The sequence below is a fragment of the Streptomyces sp. NPDC054794 genome (assembly GCF_053611585.1).
Genome location: NZ_JBSHAQ010000004.1, coordinates 221702 through 238490, shown reverse-complemented (window position 1 = coordinate 238490; position 16789 = coordinate 221702). Strand labels below are relative to the sequence as shown.

The following is a 16789-nucleotide window of genomic DNA, read 5'->3' as shown; positions in this document are numbered from 1 at the left end:
TGCCGACTCCGCCTCGTGAGTGCCGTGGCAGTGTGACCGGGGTGTGCGCGCGTTCCACGGCGTGGGCGCACTCCCGGTATGCCCGGACTCAATCAGCCTGACGTTGGAGATCGGCCACATGGTGGAGAGCCGTCTTGAAGGCGGCGTACTCCCGCTCGCCCAGTGCGTTCGCGTGGCGTTCCTCGATGGCGCGCATGATGGAGGTGGCGGCCTCCATCTGCAGCAGGCCGCGTTCGGTGGGACAGATCAGCTTGGCGCGGCGGTCGGCCGGATCCGGCCTCCGTTCGACGTAGCCGAGGCGTTCCAGGTCGTCGATGAGGGAGCCGATGACCTGTTTGTGCTGTCCGGAGGCGCGGGCCGGCTCGCTGGCGCGGATGCCGTCGGCACGCAGGTAGGCGAGGACGGCGCCGGCGCGCGGCTGGATGTCGTCGAAGCCCTGCTCGGCGAGCGCGGTGAACAGCTCACGCTGAACGGAGAAGAGGACCCGCGCGGCGAGCACGCCCAGGTCCGGCTCCGATTCGACCCGATGGGTGTGCACACCGGCGACTCGATCACCGTCGCCCCGGCGATGACGCTCGAGGTCGCGGATTCACGGAGTCGATCACCCGGGAGAACGCTGTCGTCGCGCTGGTCGACCACCAGGTGGGTCTGCTGACCGGCGTCCGGGACATCCCGATCGGCGAGCTCAAGCACAACGTGGTCGCGCTGGCACGGGCGGCGACCGTGCTGGGCATCCCGCTGGTCGTGACCACCGCCGCCGACAGCATGTGGGGGCCGACCGCACCCGAGCTGGTCGAGGCCCTGCCGGCCGGACAGAAGATCACCGACCGCAGCACGGTCGCCGCCCGGCACGACGACCGGGTCCGCGAGGCCGTCGAGGCCACCGGACGGCAGAAGCTGATCTTCGCCGGGGTGTCCCTCGAAGGGTGCGCGGCACTGCCCGCGACCTCGGCGACGGCCGCCGGGTACGACGCGTACGTCGCCGTCGACGCCTCCGGCACCTTCAGCCGTACCAAGCGGGAGCCCGGCCTGTTGCGCATGCAGCAGGCGGGCGTCATCGTCAGCGACTACGGCACCCTCATGGTCGAGGCCCTGGCCGAAAACGCCTCCCCCGCATCCGGCGCGTTGTACGCCGCGCCGGACATGCCGTTCGCCGTGCTGGTCGGCCAGATTTCGGCGGCCTGTCAGGCGGGGTAGCCGACCGCCAGGAGCGCGTATAGCGTCACCGCGTGGATCGCAGTGAACGGCTGCTTCACGCCTCGTCGTTCGGCGCGGCGGCGGGCGTGTACGCCGCGCACCGTCCCAACTATGCGCAGGCCGCGGTGCGTTGGGCGCTGGGACCCGCGCCCGGCCCCCGTGTGCTCGACCTCGGCGCCGGGACCGGCAAGCTGACCGCCACGCTGGTCGCCCTGGGTGCCGAAGTGATCGCCGTCGAGCCCGACCCGGGGATGCTGACCGAGCTGCGCCGCTCACTGCCGGATGTCCGTGCCCTGTCGGGCAGTGCCGAGGCGATACCGCTGCCGGACGCCTGCGTCGATGCCGTGCTGGCCGGCAACGCCATGCATTGGTTCGACATGGCCGTCGCGGGACCCGAGATCGCCAGGGTCCTCGCGCCCGGCGGCATCCTGGCCGGCCTGTGGAACCTCATGGACGACCAGGTCGAGTGGGTCGCCGGGCTCGCGCGGGTCAGCGTGAGCGCGGCCATCGGCCCCCGTGACACGCCCATCGGCTGGCGCGCCGAGACAGCCGACCTGCACCTTCCCAAGACCGGCGCGGCCGCCCGGTTCGGCTCGCCGGAACAGGCCGAGTTCCCCCACGGGCAGCGCCGCACCGCCGACTCCCTCGTCGCGACCATCGCGACGCGCGCGGGAATGCTGGTCATGCCGGAACACGAACAGCACGTCACGCTGGGCCGGATCCGCGCATTCCTCGCCGACAGACCGGAGACGGCCCGCGGCGAGTTCACGCTCCCGATGCTGACCGGCGTACTGCGCGTCCGGCGGCTGTGACGCATCACGGCGGCTACTTGTCCTGTGCGCGTGCGGTGTTGACCGCCGCTTGGAGTTGCAGCCAGGACGGGTCCGTCGCGGTCGCGGTGGTCGTTGATTCCAGGTCGTCCCGCTCCCAGGTCCGGGTGCCGTCGGTGATGACGAGGTGGGTCTCCAGGTCACCGACGTCGGGCACCTCGGAGGTGGCGGCCAAGAAGGATGCGACCGCGGCCCGCGACGCGTCGGCGTCCGGGGTTCGGGCCGTTGCGGAGTCGGCGCGCAGCGACAGGAGCGCGAGCTCGCCTCCACCGCCGGCGACGAGGAGATGCCCTGTCGTCGTGGCGGTCAACGCTGTCACCGGGGAGCCGCCCAGCACGTCGTGCTCGACCGCCCGCTGACCGTGGAGGTCGACCTCGATGAGCGTGCCGGTCGGCGTTCCGACCCAGAGCACGCCGGGTCGGACTCCGAACGCGATGTTGTGTCGCGACCAGGCGCGCATCTGCTCAAGCCACTCCGGCGGGTAGGGGTAGCCCGGGTAGGGGTCGCCGAGGGCGGTCGTCAGTACGCAGTGAAGTGAAGGGAACTCGAATACGTTCAGTGTGTTCCCGTACGCGTTGCCGCGGATCGCGAGATGGCGTCCGTCCGCGCTGAAGATCGGTGTCCTGTAGCCGTCGGCATCAAGGATCAGCGCCCGGCGAAGCACGCGCATCGCCGCCGGCCGGGTGTCGTCATCGACGCGTGCGAAGAGCCCGAGCGTCGCGCCCTGATTGCTGAAGAGCGTGGCCACCAGCCCGCCGGCGGGATGCTCCGCGATCCCGGTGTCCCAACTCGGTCCGGTGACGACGGTTCCCGAAGCGAGGTCCAGGACGTCGGACCGCTCCCATGCGTCTTCCTCGTCGCCGGACGACGGCGAGGCCCACAACGTCCGGCCGTTCGGGCTGAATGCCAGATTTCGGTAGCGGGCGGTGGCCGGCAGACCTTCCGGTTCCGAGAACCCGGCACGAGTCCACTGGACCAGTCCGTTCTCGCCCGAGACCAGGAGCAGGGGCTGGTGCGGATGCCAGGTGACGGCGGGCGTCCGCTGAGTGCGTCGCCAACCGGCCTCGGCGTAGTCGGTCGACTCGGCGCCGACCGTGCCCAGTCGGCGCAGTTGCCCGACCGCGCAGTCCCAGACGTGTACCGCCGGGCGTTCCGAGTCCAAGCCGGCGACCAAGGGGAGTCGCGGGTGGCATATCAACCGCTCGACAGAGGGCCCACCATCGACTCGTACACGTGCCACGGTCTCAACAACAGTCACCTCAACACCGTACTGTTCAAAGGGCGTTGCGAGGGCATCACCTCGGCGTCGGCCCTCTCAGCCTTCCTTCAGGCTCCAGGTCTGCGAGGTCAGGTCGAGGCGGCGGTACGCGTCGTCGAACCAGGAGTCGGTCAAGGGAACCGTCACCGTCACCGCCGTCAGGGACATCGCGTGGTCCCTGATCGTGACTCGGCACCGGTCGTCGTCCTCGTCACGCTCGATGAACAGCCATGGGGCGCGGGTGCCTTCACGCCATGCGACGTCATGTCCCGCGTCGAGCATGTCCAGGGCCTGCTGCCACTGTCTCAGATCCTCGGGGAAGAGCCAGGTCCTGAGGCTCCCCCGGACAAAGGGTGTGTCGACGTGGAACTCCCCGGCCAGGACGTCAGTCCCGGTGAGGCCCTGCCGCGTCTCCTTCCCGGTGATCCGGAGGATGACGGTGTTGCCGCCGCCCTCCAGGCGGATCAGGTCGATCGACTCCTCGGCCATGACGGCACCTCCCGTCTCGCGTGTGTCGTCGCACCCTATGCGTCGGCGTGGGCGCCGGTGCGGACGGCGGTCCCCTTCGTGGCTTCCTGTCCCACACGCCAATTCATGACGGCCTCGGATTTCTCGGCGAACTCAAACGTTCTCCTCAATTGGCCAATGACCATTCACTGAATTCGCCACCTGCCGGGCAACGCCTTCGCCCGGGCGGCGGAGCGGCCCGACGCGCCAGTGATCCGATCGCTTGCGCGGCGTCAGCATCAGGCGGACTCTGGACCTGACGAGGCAGGCCGGTGAGGGCGTAATGAGCTACGCAGGACAGGCAACCCGGGACGCCGACTTCCGTGGCCCATTGGACGTGACAAAGGCCGCCACATTCGTAGTCGACGACCAGGACATGGTGATCGGCTGGAGCCCTGCGGCGCAGGAGCTCCTCGGTTATCTGCCGACCGAGATCATCGGGCGTCCCGCCGGCACGTTCCTCGTCCACGACGAGTCCGCGTCCCCCACCAGACCCACCTGCGAGTCCGCATCGGCCGACCAGGCCGCCGACGCGTCGATCATGGCCTACCCGAAACGGGACGTACACGTTGCCGTTCACCGTGACGGCCGCCGGCTGCACCTCGTCATCGCCGTCTGCCACCTGGCCGGGACCGGCGCCGCCCAGCGAGTCCTGGTGGCGACCGAAGTCGGGCAGCTCGGGGGGTGGGAGTCCCGGCTGGCCATGCTGGACGGGCTGGCCACCCAGTCGCCCCTGGGCTTCGCCATCTACGACACGCGGCTGCGTCTCGTCTGGTGCAACGCCGCCTCCGAGCTGGAACTGGGGCAACCGCTCGCGGAGGTCCGGGGCCGGCACGCCGACGACCTGTACCCCAAGGGACGGTTCGTGACTCCGGGCTACCCGGACACCCTGCACGGCGTCATGAACAAGGTGCTGGACAGCGGTGAGCCCATCATCGACCTGCACTTCCGCGGCCAGCAGCCCAGCGACCCGGGGAGGGAACACCTGTGGTCCTGTTCCTACTACAGGCTGCAGGACCCGGACGGCCGAGTGCTCGGGGTGTGCGAGGACGCGTTCGACATCTCCGACCGCCATGAGGCGCAGCGTCAGCTGAATCTGCTGGTCGAGGCCGGTCGTCGCGTCGGCACCACGCTGGACGTGATCGCCACGGCGGACGAGCTGGCCGCGGTGGCGGTTCCCGAGTTCGCCGACCTCGTCGAGGTGGACCTCGCTGCGGCCGTGCTGGGCGGCGAGGTGCCGGAGGGCGGGGATCCGGCGGGCAGCGAGCTGGTCCGCACCGCGTCCCGCTCGGCCGCCTCCGGGGGCCCGGCGTACTCCGCGGAGTCAGCGCGTCGCCAGCCGCGTCCGGTGGAGTACGCGATCGACTCGCCCCAGCACCGCAGTCTCGCCTCGGGCGGTCTCGTGCTGGAGGACGACACGCTGGTCGTGCCGCTGCGGGCCGGGGGCAGCCCGCTCGGCCTGGTCACCTTCGTACGTCGCGTCGGGTCGGGGATCTTCGACCGGGCCGCCGTCGCGGTGGCCGACGAGCTGGCCGCCCGGGCCGCGGTGTCCATCGACAACGCCCGCCGCTACACCCGCGAACGCAACGCGGCCCTCGCTCTTCAGCGGCAGCTCCTGCCGCAGTACCTGCCGCCGAACTCGGCCGTCGAAGTGGCGCACCGCTATCTGCCGACGGACGATCTGAGCGGCGTGGGCGGCGACTGGTTCGACGTCATCCCGCTCTCCGGGGCGCGTGTGGGGCTGGTGGTCGGGGACGTGGTGGGGCATGGGCTGCACGCGGCGGCCACCATGGGGCGGCTGCGTACGACCGTGCGGGCTCTCGCTCCCATGGATCTTCCGCCCGACGAGCTCCTCAAGCGGCTGGACGACCTCGTGGGACAGTCGGCCGAGGCCGGCGCGGACGCCCCGGACGCATCCGCCGATGACGATGTCGCGGCCGGGGCCACCTGTCTGTACGCGGTCTACGACCCGGTGTCCCGACGGTGCACCATGGCTCGCGCGGGCCATCTGCCGCCCGCGGTCGTGGAGCCCGGCGGGCACGTCACCTTCCCGGACCTACCGGCCGGCCCACCCCTGGGCCTGGGCGGGCTTCCGTTCGAGTCCCTTGAGGTCGAACTTCCGGTGGGCAGTCTGCTGGCCCTCTTCACCGACGGCCTGGTCGAACTGCGCGACCGGGACATCGACAAGGGGCTGGAGACCCTGGGGAAGGTCCTCAGCGAGGACTCAGGACCTCTGGAGGATCTCTGCGACCGGGTCATCTCCGAACTCCTCCCCGGCAGCACGACCACCGATGACACGGCCCTGCTGCTGGTCCGCACCCGTGAGCTCGACAGCCGCAGGGTCGCCGTCTGGACCCTGCCCGCCGAGCCGGTCTCCGCCGGCCGCGCGCGGGTACTGGTCGCCGGACGGCTGAGCGACTGGGGACTGGACGAGCTCGTGTTCTCCACCGAGCTGATCGTCAGCGAGTTGATCACGAACGCCGTCCGGTACGCCGACGGCTTGCTGCATCTGCGGCTCATCCGTGACCGCACCCTCGTGTGCGAGGTCGCGGACGCCAGCCACACCGCGCCTCACCTGCGCCACAGCGCGGACGACGACGAAGGCGGTCGCGGGCTGTTCATCGTGGCCCAGCTCGTTCTGCGGTGGGGGACGCGTTACACCCGCGAGGGCAAGACCATCTGGACGGAGCAGGCGCTGCCCTCGGACTGACTGGTGCCGGCACGCGCAGCGCGATGTCCACTTTGCACCGATAGGATGGACTTTGTGATCAGGTCAGGACGGCCCCGGCATCGCCGCCCTCCGTTCGGTGGCCGACGCGAGACTGTACTGCTGTCACCGGTGTTCCTCACGCTCCTCATCACCGGCTTGGCCTTCGCCACGCCGAGGGAAATCGCGTTCAGCCGTCTGCTGCCCGCGGCACCCGCGCTCGCCGCCGCGATGTGGCCCGTCCTCCCGACGATCCTGCTGGGCGTGTTCTGCCTGCTGGTCATGATCGGACTCAGCCTCGTCTACTCCGATCTGGGCACCCCCTACACGGCCGCCGCGATCATCGCGGTCACCCTGGCGGCCGCCTATGCGAGCCATCTCCGCCTTGAGCGGGAGGAGACGCTCTTCCAGGTCCGGCTCGTCGCCGACGCGGCCCAGAAGGTGCTGCTGCGGCCCCTGCCGCGTCGCATACACGACGTGGAGATCGAGTCGCTCTATCTGGCCGCCCAGGAGCAGGCCAGGATCGGCGGCGACTTCTACGAGGCGGCCGAGACGCCGTACGGGGTACGCCTGCTCATCGGTGACGTGCGGGGCAAGGGGCTCGCGGCGGTGGGGGCGGCGTCGGCGGTGGTGAACTGCTTCCGGGAGAGCGCGTACGACCAACCCGACCTGAGAGCCGTCATCCGTCGCATGGAAGGAAGCATCGCCCGCTACAGCATCGCGACACCCGGCCCGGATCAGCCCGAGCACTTCGCCACCGCCCTGCTCGCCGAGATTCCGTACGACGGCGGGCAGGTCAGAATTCTGAACTGCGGGCACCCGCCTCCACTGCTCGTGCAGCGCGGGAAGATCCTCGTCCTGGAGCCCACCAGCCCCTCGCCGCCCCTCAACCTGGCGACGCTCCTCGGGTACCACTACAGCATCGACACCATCACCTTTGCCTCGGGCGACCAGCTGCTCCTCTACACCGACGGCGTGACGGAGACCCGGGACAACGCGGGCAGGTTCTTCCCCCTGCCCGACTGGATGCGACAGGTCGGCCCGACCTCGCCCCGCGAGCTGCTGGACCAGCTGCACCAGGACCTGGTCCACTACAGCGGCGGACGGCTCAGCGACGACATCGCGGCCCTCGCCGTGCGCTCCAGGCATCCGCTGCCTCAGGAGATCGCGACGTAGACGGCTAAAGCCGCGCCTGCCGCTCCCGCGGCTCACGAGCGCGCGGGTTGGTCGGCGATCAGGAGAGTCGTGCCCGCGGGGCGGAAGCCCAGGCGTGCGTAGATCCGGGCGACGGCGTCCTCCGCATAGGCGAGGAAGACCGTGCTCACCCCGTGGTCGCGGGCGTGGTCGGCCAGGGCCGCGGTGAGGGCGGCGCCCAGGCCCTGGCGGCGGGCGATGGGAAGGGTGCCGATGCCGCCGATCTCGGTGGTGCCGCCGGCCGGGTGGTAGTGGCCGACGGCCAGCGGGGTGCCGTCCGGGGAGAGGGCGGCCATGAGCGTCTTGTGCCCGGCGCGGATCGTGGGGCGGACCGTTTCCACGGTGCCGTCCTCGGTCAGTTCTTCGGCGGCCACCGAAAGTTCCTCACGGCCCCCGGACCCCACCGCCGTGCCGCCCTCGCCGAATGCCAGCCGGGGCAGAGCCAGGGCCGCGGGCAACGCAGGGTCATGGGCCGTCAGCACGCGCAGCGTCACACCATCGGGCAGCGGCGGCCGCGGGGCGAACCGGTGGTGCGGATCCAGCACCAGCAGCGGCCGCTCCGCCACCGGCAGACCGGCCGCCTCGATACGGGCCCGCAGACCGGGCGCCGCCTCGGCCAGCCACTCAAAAGCCTCCGGCACGCCGAGTTCACGCTGCCGAGCCCGTACCCGGGCAATGTCGGCTTCGGCGACCGAGGCTCCGGCGGCGGTGGGCTGCGCATGGCTGGGACCGCCGTAGTACGGAGCGCCGGGCTTGCTTCGCACGAACAGCCGCAGCGAACCGAAATCCTCGGCATCGGCGAACGACAACGGCACAGTGGCGTAGTACTGCCCGATCCGGACACGCAGCGAGTCGATCACGCGGAGCATCCCACCACGGCACGGTGTCCCACCGCACCTCATATCCGCGCGGCGACCGTGTGCTTCAGCGCTTGCTTTCGACGAGCTCCTTGAACTGTTCGAGGTCGTGCTGGATCAGTTGCTGGATCGCGTCGGACTGGGCGAAGCCCTTGGGTCCGCCGAAGGTCTCGCGGGTCTTCACCGGGTCGTACTCGACCCGTATCTGGATCTGCGTGTGCTGGTCGTCGATCGCCCGTACGGTGAACGCGCCCTTCAGGTCGGCGGCCTCGCCCTTGGCGGTGTGCCACATCATCACGCTTCCCTGCGCACCGCCCTTGGCGCGGTCGATGAACTCGGCATCGAGTTCGTGCGGCCCCTTGTCCAGCGACAGGTCCAGATGTGCCCGGCGTTTGCCTTGTGGGCGTGCTTCCCGGACACCGTCCACGAACCGCGGAAGGCTCTCCACGCTGTGCAGGTAGTCCCAGGCCACCTCGGCGGGGACGTCGACGTCGATCTGCTTCTCGACCGTGGACATGTGCAACACCTCCGTGATCATCCGCACAGGGCGGGCCCCACCCTCCACCATCGGCCGTTCGGGCGATGCCCGCACCCGGAAGGGGTGCATGACGACGCGCGAAGCCTTCCGCATCGGCCTGTCGCGTGGATTCCACCGGACATATCGAATTTCCGAGGCGATTACCGTCAAATCAATTACCGAAAATGCGGGTGATTGTGCATTTCCACGTGGGACCGGCCGACCGCCTGTCCGCCATCCGGACCGGGCTTACTGTGCCGCGGTGGATCTCTTCTCCCGCTCCTGGACGGCGTTACGCGCGGCGGTCGCCGACACCGCCGACGAGGACTTCGAGCTGCCTTCCGGCTGTGCCGGCTGGCTCGTGCGCGATCTGGTGTGCCATCTCGTCATCGGCGCCCAGGACGTCCTGATCACCCTGGTCACGCCCGCCGACACCGAACCGACCGTGGACGCTGTCACCTACTGGCAGCTCGCCGAACCCCCGACCGGTGAGGACCCGCTAGACGCGCTGGTCCCCCGGCCGGCCGTCGCGTACGGCGAACCCCGCCGGCTCAAGTTCCATTTCGACGACGTCGGTTCCGCCGCGGGCCGGGCCGCCGTACTCGCCGGACCCGCCGCCCGCATCAGCACGCGCGACGAGGTCCTGACCGTCGGGGACTACCTGTCCGCGTACGTCCTCGAATGGTCCCTGCACCACCTGGACCTGATCGCGCATCTGCCCTCCGCCGCCCAGCCGCCCGCCGAAACCCTCGCGGCGGCACGCGCGTTGCTGGAGAAGAGAGCCGGGACCGCGTTTCCCGCGTCGTTCACCGACGCGGACGCACTGCGGGTCGGCACCGGGCGCCGCACGCCGACCGCTGCGGAGACGGCCGCGCCGGGCGACTTCTCGACGAGGCTTCCGCTCGTCCTCGGCTGAGCTCGCGCAGCGTCCGGAGACGGCCGCGCCGGGCGACTCGCGTCACCCGGCCCGTTCCCAGCCGCCCCCGGGTGCCCGGGGGCGGCGATGCCGACAAACTGCCTGACCTGTGCGCTTGCCTGCCGTCACTTCGCTGCCGCGAGCAGCTGCGCCTCGCTCTCCTCGTACAGGCGCCGGTTCTCGCCGCTCCGGGCGGCGCGGCGTCGGTGGTCGAGGCAGCTGCCCAGCCAGCCGGCCAGATAGCCGACCGGGATGGAGACCAGGCCGGTGGACTGCATGGGGAACCAGCCGAAGTCCGCCTTCGGGAAGACCGAGGCCGGAGTGCCCGAGACCGACTTGGAGAAGACCATCAGCACGAGTGCGCAGGCCGCGCCGCCGTACAGGCTCGCGAGCAGGCCGGTGCGGGTGAATCCGCGCCAGAACAGGGAGTAGGTCAGCGCCGGGGCGACGGCGGATGCCCCGATGCAGATCGCGAGCGTGGTCAGTACGGCCACGTCCCAGTTCTGGACCAGGGCGGAGAGCGCGATGGCCACGGCCCCCACGACCACGCTCGCCCACGCCGCCACCGTCATCTCCGTACGCGGCTCCGCCTGTCCCCGCCGGGCCGCGTGGGTGAACAGGTCGTGGGCGAGCGACGAGGCCGCGGCCAGGGTCATGCCGGCGACCGAGGACAGCAGGGTGATGAACACCGTGCCGGCCACGGCGGCGTAGAGAACCGTCGTGCCGGCGGAGCCGGCACCGCCGCCGAACGCCCGGGACAGCATGAGCACCGCCGTCCTGCCGTGCGGGTCGGCCGCGGTGATGTACTGGGATCCGACCAGTGCCGCCGCGCCCGTGCCCATGATGATCACGAGCAGGCAGAACGTCGTGACCGTGCCGACCGCCCAGGACATGGAGCGGCGTACGGCCGGGACGTCGCGCGCGGAGTACAGGCGCATCGTGATGTGCGGCAGGCAGGCGGCGCCGAGGATCACGGTGATCTGGAGACTGGCGAAGTCCAGCCGGTCCGCGGCGGAGGTGCCCAGTTGCAGGCCCTGCCGGAGGTAGGCCGGGCCCGTGCCGCTGCCGTTCTGGGCGGCCCGGATGACGTCGCCGAGGTTCCAGTCGAAGCGGTTGAGGACCAGCGCGGCAACGGCGAGGCTGGTGCCCAGCAGAAGCACGATCTTGATCATCTGAATGAGCGCGGTGCCGCGCATGCCGCCGATCGCCGCGTAGATGATCATCAGGCTGCCGACGAGGACGATGCACGTCGTCCTGGCGCCCGGCCCGTGCGGGATGCCCAGGATGAAGGTGAGCAGCGATCCCGCCCCGGAGAGCTGGACGACCAGGAACGGGAGGGTCGCCATGAGCGTCACCACGCACGAGGCGATACGCACGGCCCGACCGGGCATGTTGCGGGCCAGGACGTCGCCCATGGTGAAGCTGCCCGCGTTGCGCAGGGGTTCGGCCAGCAGAAACATCAGCAGCACCAGCGACATGGCGGTGCTGACCGCCAGCACATAGCCGTCGTACCCGGCGAGCGCGATGATGCCGGTGGTGCTCAGGACCGTCGCCGCCGAGATGTAGTCGCCCGCGATCGCCAGGCCGTTCCTCAGCGGCGTGAGCGAGAGGTAGCCGGTGTAGAAGTTCGTCAGGTCGTCGCGGTCCGGTCCGGCCATCACGCACATCAGCAGTGTGAGCGTGGCCAGGGAGGTGAACAGGATCAGGACGGTGGCCTGCGTCCCGGAGCCGAAGTCGTTCATCGCGCCACCCCGGCATCCCGGCCCGGCCGGGCCGCCCGCTCCCTGACGAGCCGCGCCAGCGGGTCCACGGAACGCTGCGCGCTGCGTCCGTACCAGAGGACCGCCGCGAAGGTGACGAGGAGCTGGATGATCCCCAGGGCCATGCCGAGGCTCAGCTCGCCGGCCACCTCGGCGCCCATCAGGTCCGGCGCGGAGCAGGACAGCACCACGTAGATCACGAACGAGCCGAGCGCGGTGAGCGTGGAGACCCGCCGCAGCACGCGGTAGGCCGAGCGGAGGGCGACGAGCTCGGCGCTCTGGCGCTCCGTCTCGTACGCCTGCGGTTCACGCCGAGGGGCCTGCCCGAACGGGTCGTACGAGGGGTACGCGTCGAACGGGTCGTACGGGGAGGCGTCGTAGCGGTACGCGTCGGAGCGAGGGGCGTCGTGTCCGTACGACTCCTGCCACGGGTCGCGCCCGTACGACTCCTGCCGAGGGGCGTGGCCGTAGGGCTGGGACTGCGGGCGCGACTGCGGCCATCCCCTCGGTGCTGGCGGGGGATGCCCGTGGTCGTCGGCGTATGACATCGCGTGGCCTTCCGGTGCGGCGCTGATCCGTGGGGGCGGGGAGAACGGCGTGGCGGCGCACGTTACCGACCGGTTGGAATGGCTGGTAAGACCGTTGGGCGTTACGTTTTCAGCTCGATCACGCATCCAGTTGGCCGCCTGCGGACCAGGCCACCGGGGTCGTGTGGCGAACGTCACGCGCCTCCTCGTACCTACTGGTCGGTATGGTCGCGGGTAGCCGCGAACGACAGGAGACACGATGTCTGCGACCAACCGTCAGATCCGTCTGGCAGCCCGCCCCGTCGGCGAAGTGAAGCCCGACGACTGGGAGCACTTCTCGGGACCCGTCGAGGAGCCGGGCCCGGGTCGGTTCGCGGGCCGGACGCGTGTCATCTCCCTGGACCCGGCCATGCGGGGGTGGCTGGACGACCGCCCCTCCTACCTGCCGCCCGTCGGCCTCGGCGAGGTGATGCGTGCCGGATCGGTCATCGAGGTCACGGCGTCCGACCACCCCGACTTCCAGCCCGGCGACCACGTGGTGGGCACGTTCGGCGTCCAGGAGTACGTGGTCTCCGACGGCCGGGGCGCCATGAAGATCGACACCTCCCTCGCCCCGCCCTCGACCTACCTCGGAGCGCTGGGCATGCCCGGCATGACCGCCTACTTCGGCCTGCTGGACGTCGGGGCGCTGAAGGACGGCGAGACCGTCGTGGTGTCCGGGGCGGCGGGCGCCGTCGGATCCATCGCGGGCCAGATCGCCAAAGCCAAGGGCTGCCGGGTCGTGGGCATCGCCGGAGGCCCGGAGAAGTGCGCGCTGCTCACCGACGAGCTGGGATTCGACGCGGCGATCGACTACCGCTCCGAGGACGTCAAGAAGGCGCTGCGCCAACACGCCCCCGACGGCATCGACGTCTACTTCGACAACGTCGGAGGAGAAATCCTCGACGCCGCCCTCACCCGCCTCTCGATGCACGCGCGCGTCGTGATCTGCGGCGCGATCAGTCAGTACAACAACTCCACGCCGGTGCAAGGACCTTCGAACTACCTCTCGCTGCTGGTGCGCCGCGCCCGCATGGAGGGCTTCGTCGTCTTCGACTACGCCAAGCGCTACGCGGAGGCCGCGCAGGAGATCGCCGCCTGGATCGGCGCCGGTCACATCAAGGTCAAGGAGCATGTGGTGAAGGGCTCGTTGGACGACTTCCCCGACACGTTCCAGATGCTCTTCCGGGGCGAGAACGTCGGCAAACTGGTACTGGAACTGACCTGACCTGAGCCGACCTCGAACTCGTGCCGTGCTCAAGGCCTCTGGCGACAGAGGGCTTGGGCACGGGCGAGGTCCACAGGTCCGCCCTCTCGAAGGTGCAGGAAGTATGCGGTCTGCCAGGTCTGAGTGGTACGGGCCTGGCGACTGCTCGTCGTCACCCACGGCGGGTAGACACGGAAGCCTCGCTTGCCGCCGGAGCCGTTCCGGGACATGATGCCGCGCTCGCACAGTACGTCCCGGGGGAAGAGGAACTGACCGAATCCGTCGTCGTCGCGACTGCTGATGACGAAGACATCCACGCCGTCGTCGGTATCGAAGGGCCGGATGGGGCCCTCCGTGGACCGCTGCCACACGGTGACGAACTGACCGACCTTGGTCGGCGTCGTCTTGGCCACACGGAACCGGACCGCGAGGCCGCCGACCGTGAACGCGTGAGCCGCGTACTCGGCACCCTCCGGTTCGGGCACCGGTTGCGAACAGGCGAGGCCGCACGGGTCGTACACCCATTCCTTCGCCACCAGCAGGTCACCGGGCAGCCCGGCCCACGACTCGTTCCTCACCATTGGGCCATCCTGCCATTGCGCCGTCACCTGGTTGCTCCGGCGAACGCCTCGCGCCGACTGGGGTCGCGGGTGGTCGGCGTGGCCCGCAACCGCCGTCTCACTGAGCTCGCCGTCCGAGGACGCGCGCGTGACATCCTGTGTCCGTGCTTCTGAGCGATCAGACGACCAGCATCGCGCTGCGCCCTGTGGGCTATCAGTTCCCCGCGGCCCCGGGCAACAGGTACGACGACAACTGGCTGGTCATCGAAGGCGCGGTGACCACTCCTGAGGGCAACTGGTCCTTCACCGATCCGTGTCTGCTCACCCACGAGGCTCGTGCGGTGGCGACTTGGCTGCGTGCGGTGGCGGCCGGAACGATGGCGGTGACCGAGCCCGACGACGAAGGCTGGCTGTCCCCGGACACATGGTTCGTCGAGCCGGTCCTCGCCTTCAGCCTCGCCGATCAGCGGGACGACGGCACTGTGATTCGCGTGCACCTGTCCATGGAGGCGGCGCCACCCTGGCTGCGGGGTGAAGACCGCCCCGGCATCTACCAGTTCACCGTGGAGCTGCGGGTCGACACGACCGCGCTGCTTCAGGCGGTGGAGCAGTGGGACCTTGCGCTGGCTTCCTTTCCGTCCCGCTGAAGAAGTCGTCGATGACGTGGAGTTGACCGATGCGGGCGGTCTCGTCGTAGACGTACTTGCCGACCGCGAGGTCGAGTACGCCGAGGCCGAAGGGTGAGAACACCACAGGCCGGTCCGTGGGGACGGTGACGCGTCCGGTCATGACGTCGGCGAGGGTGCCCCGCAGGAAGTCGCGGTTGCCGGTGAGTCGTTCGGCGAGGTGCGGGGAGGTGTCGGCCTTCAGGCAGTGGTCGACGTCGTCGACGATGTTGGTCGAGGTGAGGATGATCTCGGGCGCGAGGTCACGCAGGGACACGTGCAGGACCAGTGGGTTGTGCTGGAACCACGCCGGGTCGCCGACGTGCGGCTCGCCCGCGACGGTGGCGAACACGACCAGGTCGCTGGAGCGGATGAGCTCCTCGGCACTGTCGTGCACCGTGATCTGTCCATCGGTGCGGGCCTGTTGGAGGTGGTCCCGGAACCCCGCGGCGCTGTCCCGGGACAGGTCGTGGACGCCGATCTCGTCGAAGGACCAGCCCGTGGCCGTCAGGAAGGTGTGGATGTAGCGGGCGATCAGGCCCGTACCGAAGAACCCGACCCGGGTGGGGCGTTGCCGGTCGCGGCTGAGACGGTCGGCGGCCAGCGCCGCGGATGCCGCGGTTCTGGTGGCGCTGATGATGGAGCTCTCCAGGCAGGCGAACGGGTAGCCGGTGTCGTGATCGTTGAGGATCAGGACGGCGGAGGCCCGCGGGATGCCGGCCTGGACGTTGTCGGGGAAGCTGGAGATCCATTTGAGGCCGTCCACCGGCGCCTGCCCGCCGATCGAAGCGGGCAGGGCGATGATCCGGGAGGCGGGGCGGTCGGGGAAGCGCAGGAAGTGGGAAGGGGGGCTGACCGCCTCCCCGGCGGCATGCAGCAGATAGGTGGCCTCGACGAGGTCCACGATCTGCGCTTCCCGGTCCCGCAGGGCGTGCTGGACCTGGGCGCCGGAGATCACTGCGAACGGCGGCACGGTGGGCGGCTGGGACATGGCGGGCTCCATCACCGTGGAACGGGCGGGGGTCATCCGGGGCTCAACTCGTCGGCCGGGGGTCGGAAGGACTGACTCTGCGGCTCGGCCATGGCGACGAGCACCTCACGTGGACCTTCGAAGGCCTCCCTGCTGTGTGCCGTGCGCACATTGTCGACGAGCATCAGATCACCGGCCCGCCACGGCTCGCGGGCGGTGTGGGTGGCGTACGTGTCGTTGAGGAGCCGGATGACGTCCGGGCCGACCGGATCGCCGCCGCCGAAGCGGGTGTTGAAGGGCAGCGACTCGGCGCCGTAGAGGTCGATGAGGTAGTCGCGGATTTCGGGTTCGATCGTCCATTCGTTGAGGAAGGCGATCTGGTTGAACCAGCAGGGGCGGCCGGTGACCGGGTGGGTCGTCACGGCGGGGCGGCGCTGGCGGGTGCGCAGGCCGCCGTCGGGTTGCCAGGCGAATTCGATGCCGGCCGTGCGGCAGTAGGCCTCGATGGCCGTCCGGTCGTCCGTGCCGAAGGCCTCGCCGTAAGAGGCGCCGATCTCGTCGTTGTAGGTACGGCAGAGCAGCCAGCCCTCCCGTTCGAAGCGGTGGACCAGTTCGGAGGGCAGTGCCTCCAGCACGGTGGCCGCGTCGGATATGGCGGTGGCTCCGCCGGAGGTGGGTGGGGTCAGACAGGCGAACAGCATGAGGCCGGGTGGGTGGTGTGTGTAGCTGAGTTCGTGGTGCATGCACATCGGCTGGCTGGGTGGCCATGGCGTGGACGAGTACACCCCCGGTGCGTAGGTCTGGCGGGGGGCGAAGGACTCCCTGTCGGTCATCAGATCCACGCCCAGGCGCTGGAGGACGGCGCCGGCCTGGTCCGCGTCGCGCAGGTGCAGGCCGCGGACGAGGAGCGCTCCGTGCTCGGTGACCAGGGTGCGCAGGGCGTGACGGTGGTCGGCGGCCCAGCCCGGCGCGTTGTCGGGGGTGTCCACGTACAGGATCGGGGGCTTGCCGGGCTTCAGGTCCACCCTGAGGAGCGATGCGGTGATTGCGTAGGACATGGTGCCTTTCCTTTCGATGC

17 protein-coding genes are annotated in these 16789 nt (G+C 70.1%); 7 read left to right on the top strand and 10 right to left on the bottom strand.

Features of this window, described 5'->3' with window-relative positions:
• Positions 1-88: 88 nt before the first annotated feature.
• On the bottom strand, positions 89-538 hold the full coding sequence (locus ACWGKT_RS06060) for a MarR family winged helix-turn-helix transcriptional regulator (protein WP_453272661.1): 450 nt from the start codon (positions 536-538) through the stop codon (positions 89-91).
• Between ACWGKT_RS06060 and ACWGKT_RS06055 the strand changes: the two genes are divergently transcribed.
• Positions 517-1197, top strand: a complete 681-nt coding sequence (locus ACWGKT_RS06055; RefSeq protein ID WP_453272719.1) for an isochorismatase family protein — start codon at positions 517-519, stop codon at positions 1195-1197. The two genes, ACWGKT_RS06060 and ACWGKT_RS06055, sit on opposite strands and share 22 nt — an antisense overlap.
• A gap of 32 nt (positions 1198-1229) precedes the next feature.
• Positions 1230-2009, top strand: a complete 780-nt coding sequence (locus ACWGKT_RS06050; RefSeq protein WP_453272660.1) for a class I SAM-dependent methyltransferase — start codon at positions 1230-1232, stop codon at positions 2007-2009.
• A 13-nt stretch (positions 2010-2022) separates the two neighbouring features.
• Here the strand turns inward: ACWGKT_RS06050 and ACWGKT_RS06045 are convergent, their stop codons facing one another.
• Together ACWGKT_RS06045 and ACWGKT_RS06040 are read right to left on the bottom strand one after the other, a co-directional pair.
• Positions 2023-3189 (bottom strand): hypothetical protein, encoded by a 1167-nt coding sequence (locus ACWGKT_RS06045; RefSeq protein WP_453272659.1) that lies wholly within the window; start codon positions 3187-3189, stop codon positions 2023-2025.
• A 153-nt stretch (positions 3190-3342) separates the two neighbouring features.
• Positions 3343-3774 (bottom strand): DUF5959 family protein, encoded by a 432-nt coding sequence (locus ACWGKT_RS06040; RefSeq protein ID WP_453272658.1) that lies wholly within the window; start codon positions 3772-3774, stop codon positions 3343-3345.
• A gap of 301 nt (positions 3775-4075) precedes the next feature.
• Between ACWGKT_RS06040 and ACWGKT_RS06035 the strand changes: the two genes are divergently transcribed.
• Positions 4076-6502 carry a SpoIIE family protein phosphatase gene (locus tag ACWGKT_RS06035; RefSeq protein ID WP_453272657.1) on the top strand — a complete coding sequence of 809 codons (2427 nt, stop codon included), beginning with the start codon at positions 4076-4078 and terminating at the stop codon, positions 6500-6502.
• A 129-nt stretch (positions 6503-6631) separates the two neighbouring features.
• Positions 6632-7675, top strand: coding sequence for a PP2C family protein-serine/threonine phosphatase (locus ACWGKT_RS06030; protein WP_453272656.1), 1044 nt, complete (start codon positions 6632-6634; stop codon positions 7673-7675).
• 32 nt (positions 7676-7707) lie between these two features.
• On the opposite strand, the gene ACWGKT_RS06025 is transcribed toward ACWGKT_RS06030, so the two are convergent.
• Positions 7708-8562, bottom strand: coding sequence for a GNAT family N-acetyltransferase (locus ACWGKT_RS06025; protein ID WP_453272655.1), 855 nt, complete (start codon positions 8560-8562; stop codon positions 7708-7710).
• Between the two features lie 55 nt (positions 8563-8617).
• Positions 8618-9067, bottom strand: a complete 450-nt coding sequence (locus tag ACWGKT_RS06020) for an SRPBCC family protein (RefSeq protein WP_235451665.1) — start codon at positions 9065-9067, stop codon at positions 8618-8620.
• Positions 9068-9329: 262 nt separating this feature from the next.
• Here ACWGKT_RS06020 and ACWGKT_RS06015 point away from each other — a divergent pair, with 262 nt between their 5' ends.
• Entirely contained in the window at positions 9330-9983 is a 654-nt protein-coding gene (locus tag ACWGKT_RS06015) for a maleylpyruvate isomerase N-terminal domain-containing protein (protein ID WP_453272654.1), read from the top strand.
• Positions 9984-10108: 125 nt separating this feature from the next.
• Here the strand turns inward: ACWGKT_RS06015 and ACWGKT_RS06010 are convergent, their stop codons facing one another.
• Together ACWGKT_RS06010 and ACWGKT_RS06005 are read right to left on the bottom strand one after the other, a co-directional pair.
• Positions 10109-11725: a sodium/solute symporter gene (locus tag ACWGKT_RS06010; RefSeq protein ID WP_453272653.1), complete on the bottom strand. Its 1617-nt coding sequence runs from the start codon at positions 11723-11725 to the stop codon at positions 10109-10111.
• Positions 11722-12291 carry a DUF485 domain-containing protein gene (locus tag ACWGKT_RS06005; protein WP_453272652.1) on the bottom strand — a complete coding sequence of 190 codons (570 nt, stop codon included), beginning with the start codon at positions 12289-12291 and terminating at the stop codon, positions 11722-11724. The genes ACWGKT_RS06010 and ACWGKT_RS06005 overlap by 4 nt, the downstream gene beginning before the upstream one ends.
• A gap of 238 nt (positions 12292-12529) precedes the next feature.
• On the opposite strand from ACWGKT_RS06005, the gene ACWGKT_RS06000 reads away from it, so the two are divergent.
• A complete protein-coding gene (locus tag ACWGKT_RS06000; RefSeq protein ID WP_453272651.1) occupies positions 12530-13537 on the top strand; it encodes an NADP-dependent oxidoreductase in 1008 nt (335 codons plus the stop codon).
• 29 nt (positions 13538-13566) lie between these two features.
• Here ACWGKT_RS06000 and ACWGKT_RS05995 read toward each other — a convergent pair whose 3' ends face one another.
• Positions 13567-14097, bottom strand: coding sequence for a MepB family protein (locus ACWGKT_RS05995; protein WP_453272650.1), 531 nt, complete (start codon positions 14095-14097; stop codon positions 13567-13569).
• 143 nt (positions 14098-14240) lie between these two features.
• On the opposite strand from ACWGKT_RS05995, the gene ACWGKT_RS05990 reads away from it, so the two are divergent.
• Complete coding sequence (locus ACWGKT_RS05990; protein WP_453272649.1) at positions 14241-14723, top strand: WapI family immunity protein; 483 nt, start codon at positions 14241-14243, stop codon at positions 14721-14723.
• Here the strand turns inward: ACWGKT_RS05990 and sbnB are convergent.
• Positions 14635-15732, bottom strand: a complete 1098-nt coding sequence (gene sbnB, locus ACWGKT_RS05985; RefSeq protein ID WP_453272648.1) for a 2,3-diaminopropionate biosynthesis protein SbnB — start codon at positions 15730-15732, stop codon at positions 14635-14637. The two genes, ACWGKT_RS05990 and sbnB, sit on opposite strands and share 89 nt — an antisense overlap.
• 32 nt (positions 15733-15764) lie before the next feature.
• On the bottom strand, positions 15765-16769 hold the full coding sequence (locus ACWGKT_RS05980) for a TauD/TfdA family dioxygenase (RefSeq protein ID WP_453272647.1): 1005 nt from the start codon (positions 16767-16769) through the stop codon (positions 15765-15767).
• Positions 16770-16789 lie beyond the last annotated feature (20 nt).

Excerpts from the sequence above, each read along its gene's own strand:
- ACWGKT_RS06025 (WP_453272655.1), bottom strand. The coding sequence starts at position 8,562 with ATGCTCCGCGTGATCGACTCGCTGCGTGTCCGGATCGGGCAGTACTAC.
- sbnB (WP_453272648.1), bottom strand. The coding sequence starts at position 15,732 with ATGTCCCAGCCGCCCACCGTGCCGCCGTTCGCAGTGATCTCCGGCGCC.
- ACWGKT_RS06040 (WP_453272658.1), bottom strand. The coding sequence starts at position 3,774 with ATGGCCGAGGAGTCGATCGACCTGATCCGCCTGGAGGGCGGCGGCAAC.
- ACWGKT_RS05980 (WP_453272647.1), bottom strand. The coding sequence starts at position 16,769 with ATGTCCTACGCAATCACCGCATCGCTCCTCAGGGTGGACCTGAAGCCC.
- ACWGKT_RS06020 (WP_235451665.1), bottom strand. The coding sequence starts at position 9,067 with ATGTCCACGGTCGAGAAGCAGATCGACGTCGACGTCCCCGCCGAGGTG.
- ACWGKT_RS05995 (WP_453272650.1), bottom strand. The coding sequence starts at position 14,097 with ATGGTGAGGAACGAGTCGTGGGCCGGGCTGCCCGGTGACCTGCTGGTG.
- ACWGKT_RS06000 (WP_453272651.1), top strand. The coding sequence starts at position 12,530 with ATGTCTGCGACCAACCGTCAGATCCGTCTGGCAGCCCGCCCCGTCGGC.
- ACWGKT_RS06010 (WP_453272653.1), bottom strand. The coding sequence starts at position 11,725 with ATGAACGACTTCGGCTCCGGGACGCAGGCCACCGTCCTGATCCTGTTC.
- ACWGKT_RS06005 (WP_453272652.1), bottom strand. The coding sequence starts at position 12,291 with ATGTCATACGCCGACGACCACGGGCATCCCCCGCCAGCACCGAGGGGA.
- ACWGKT_RS06035 (WP_453272657.1), top strand. The coding sequence starts at position 4,076 with ATGAGCTACGCAGGACAGGCAACCCGGGACGCCGACTTCCGTGGCCCA.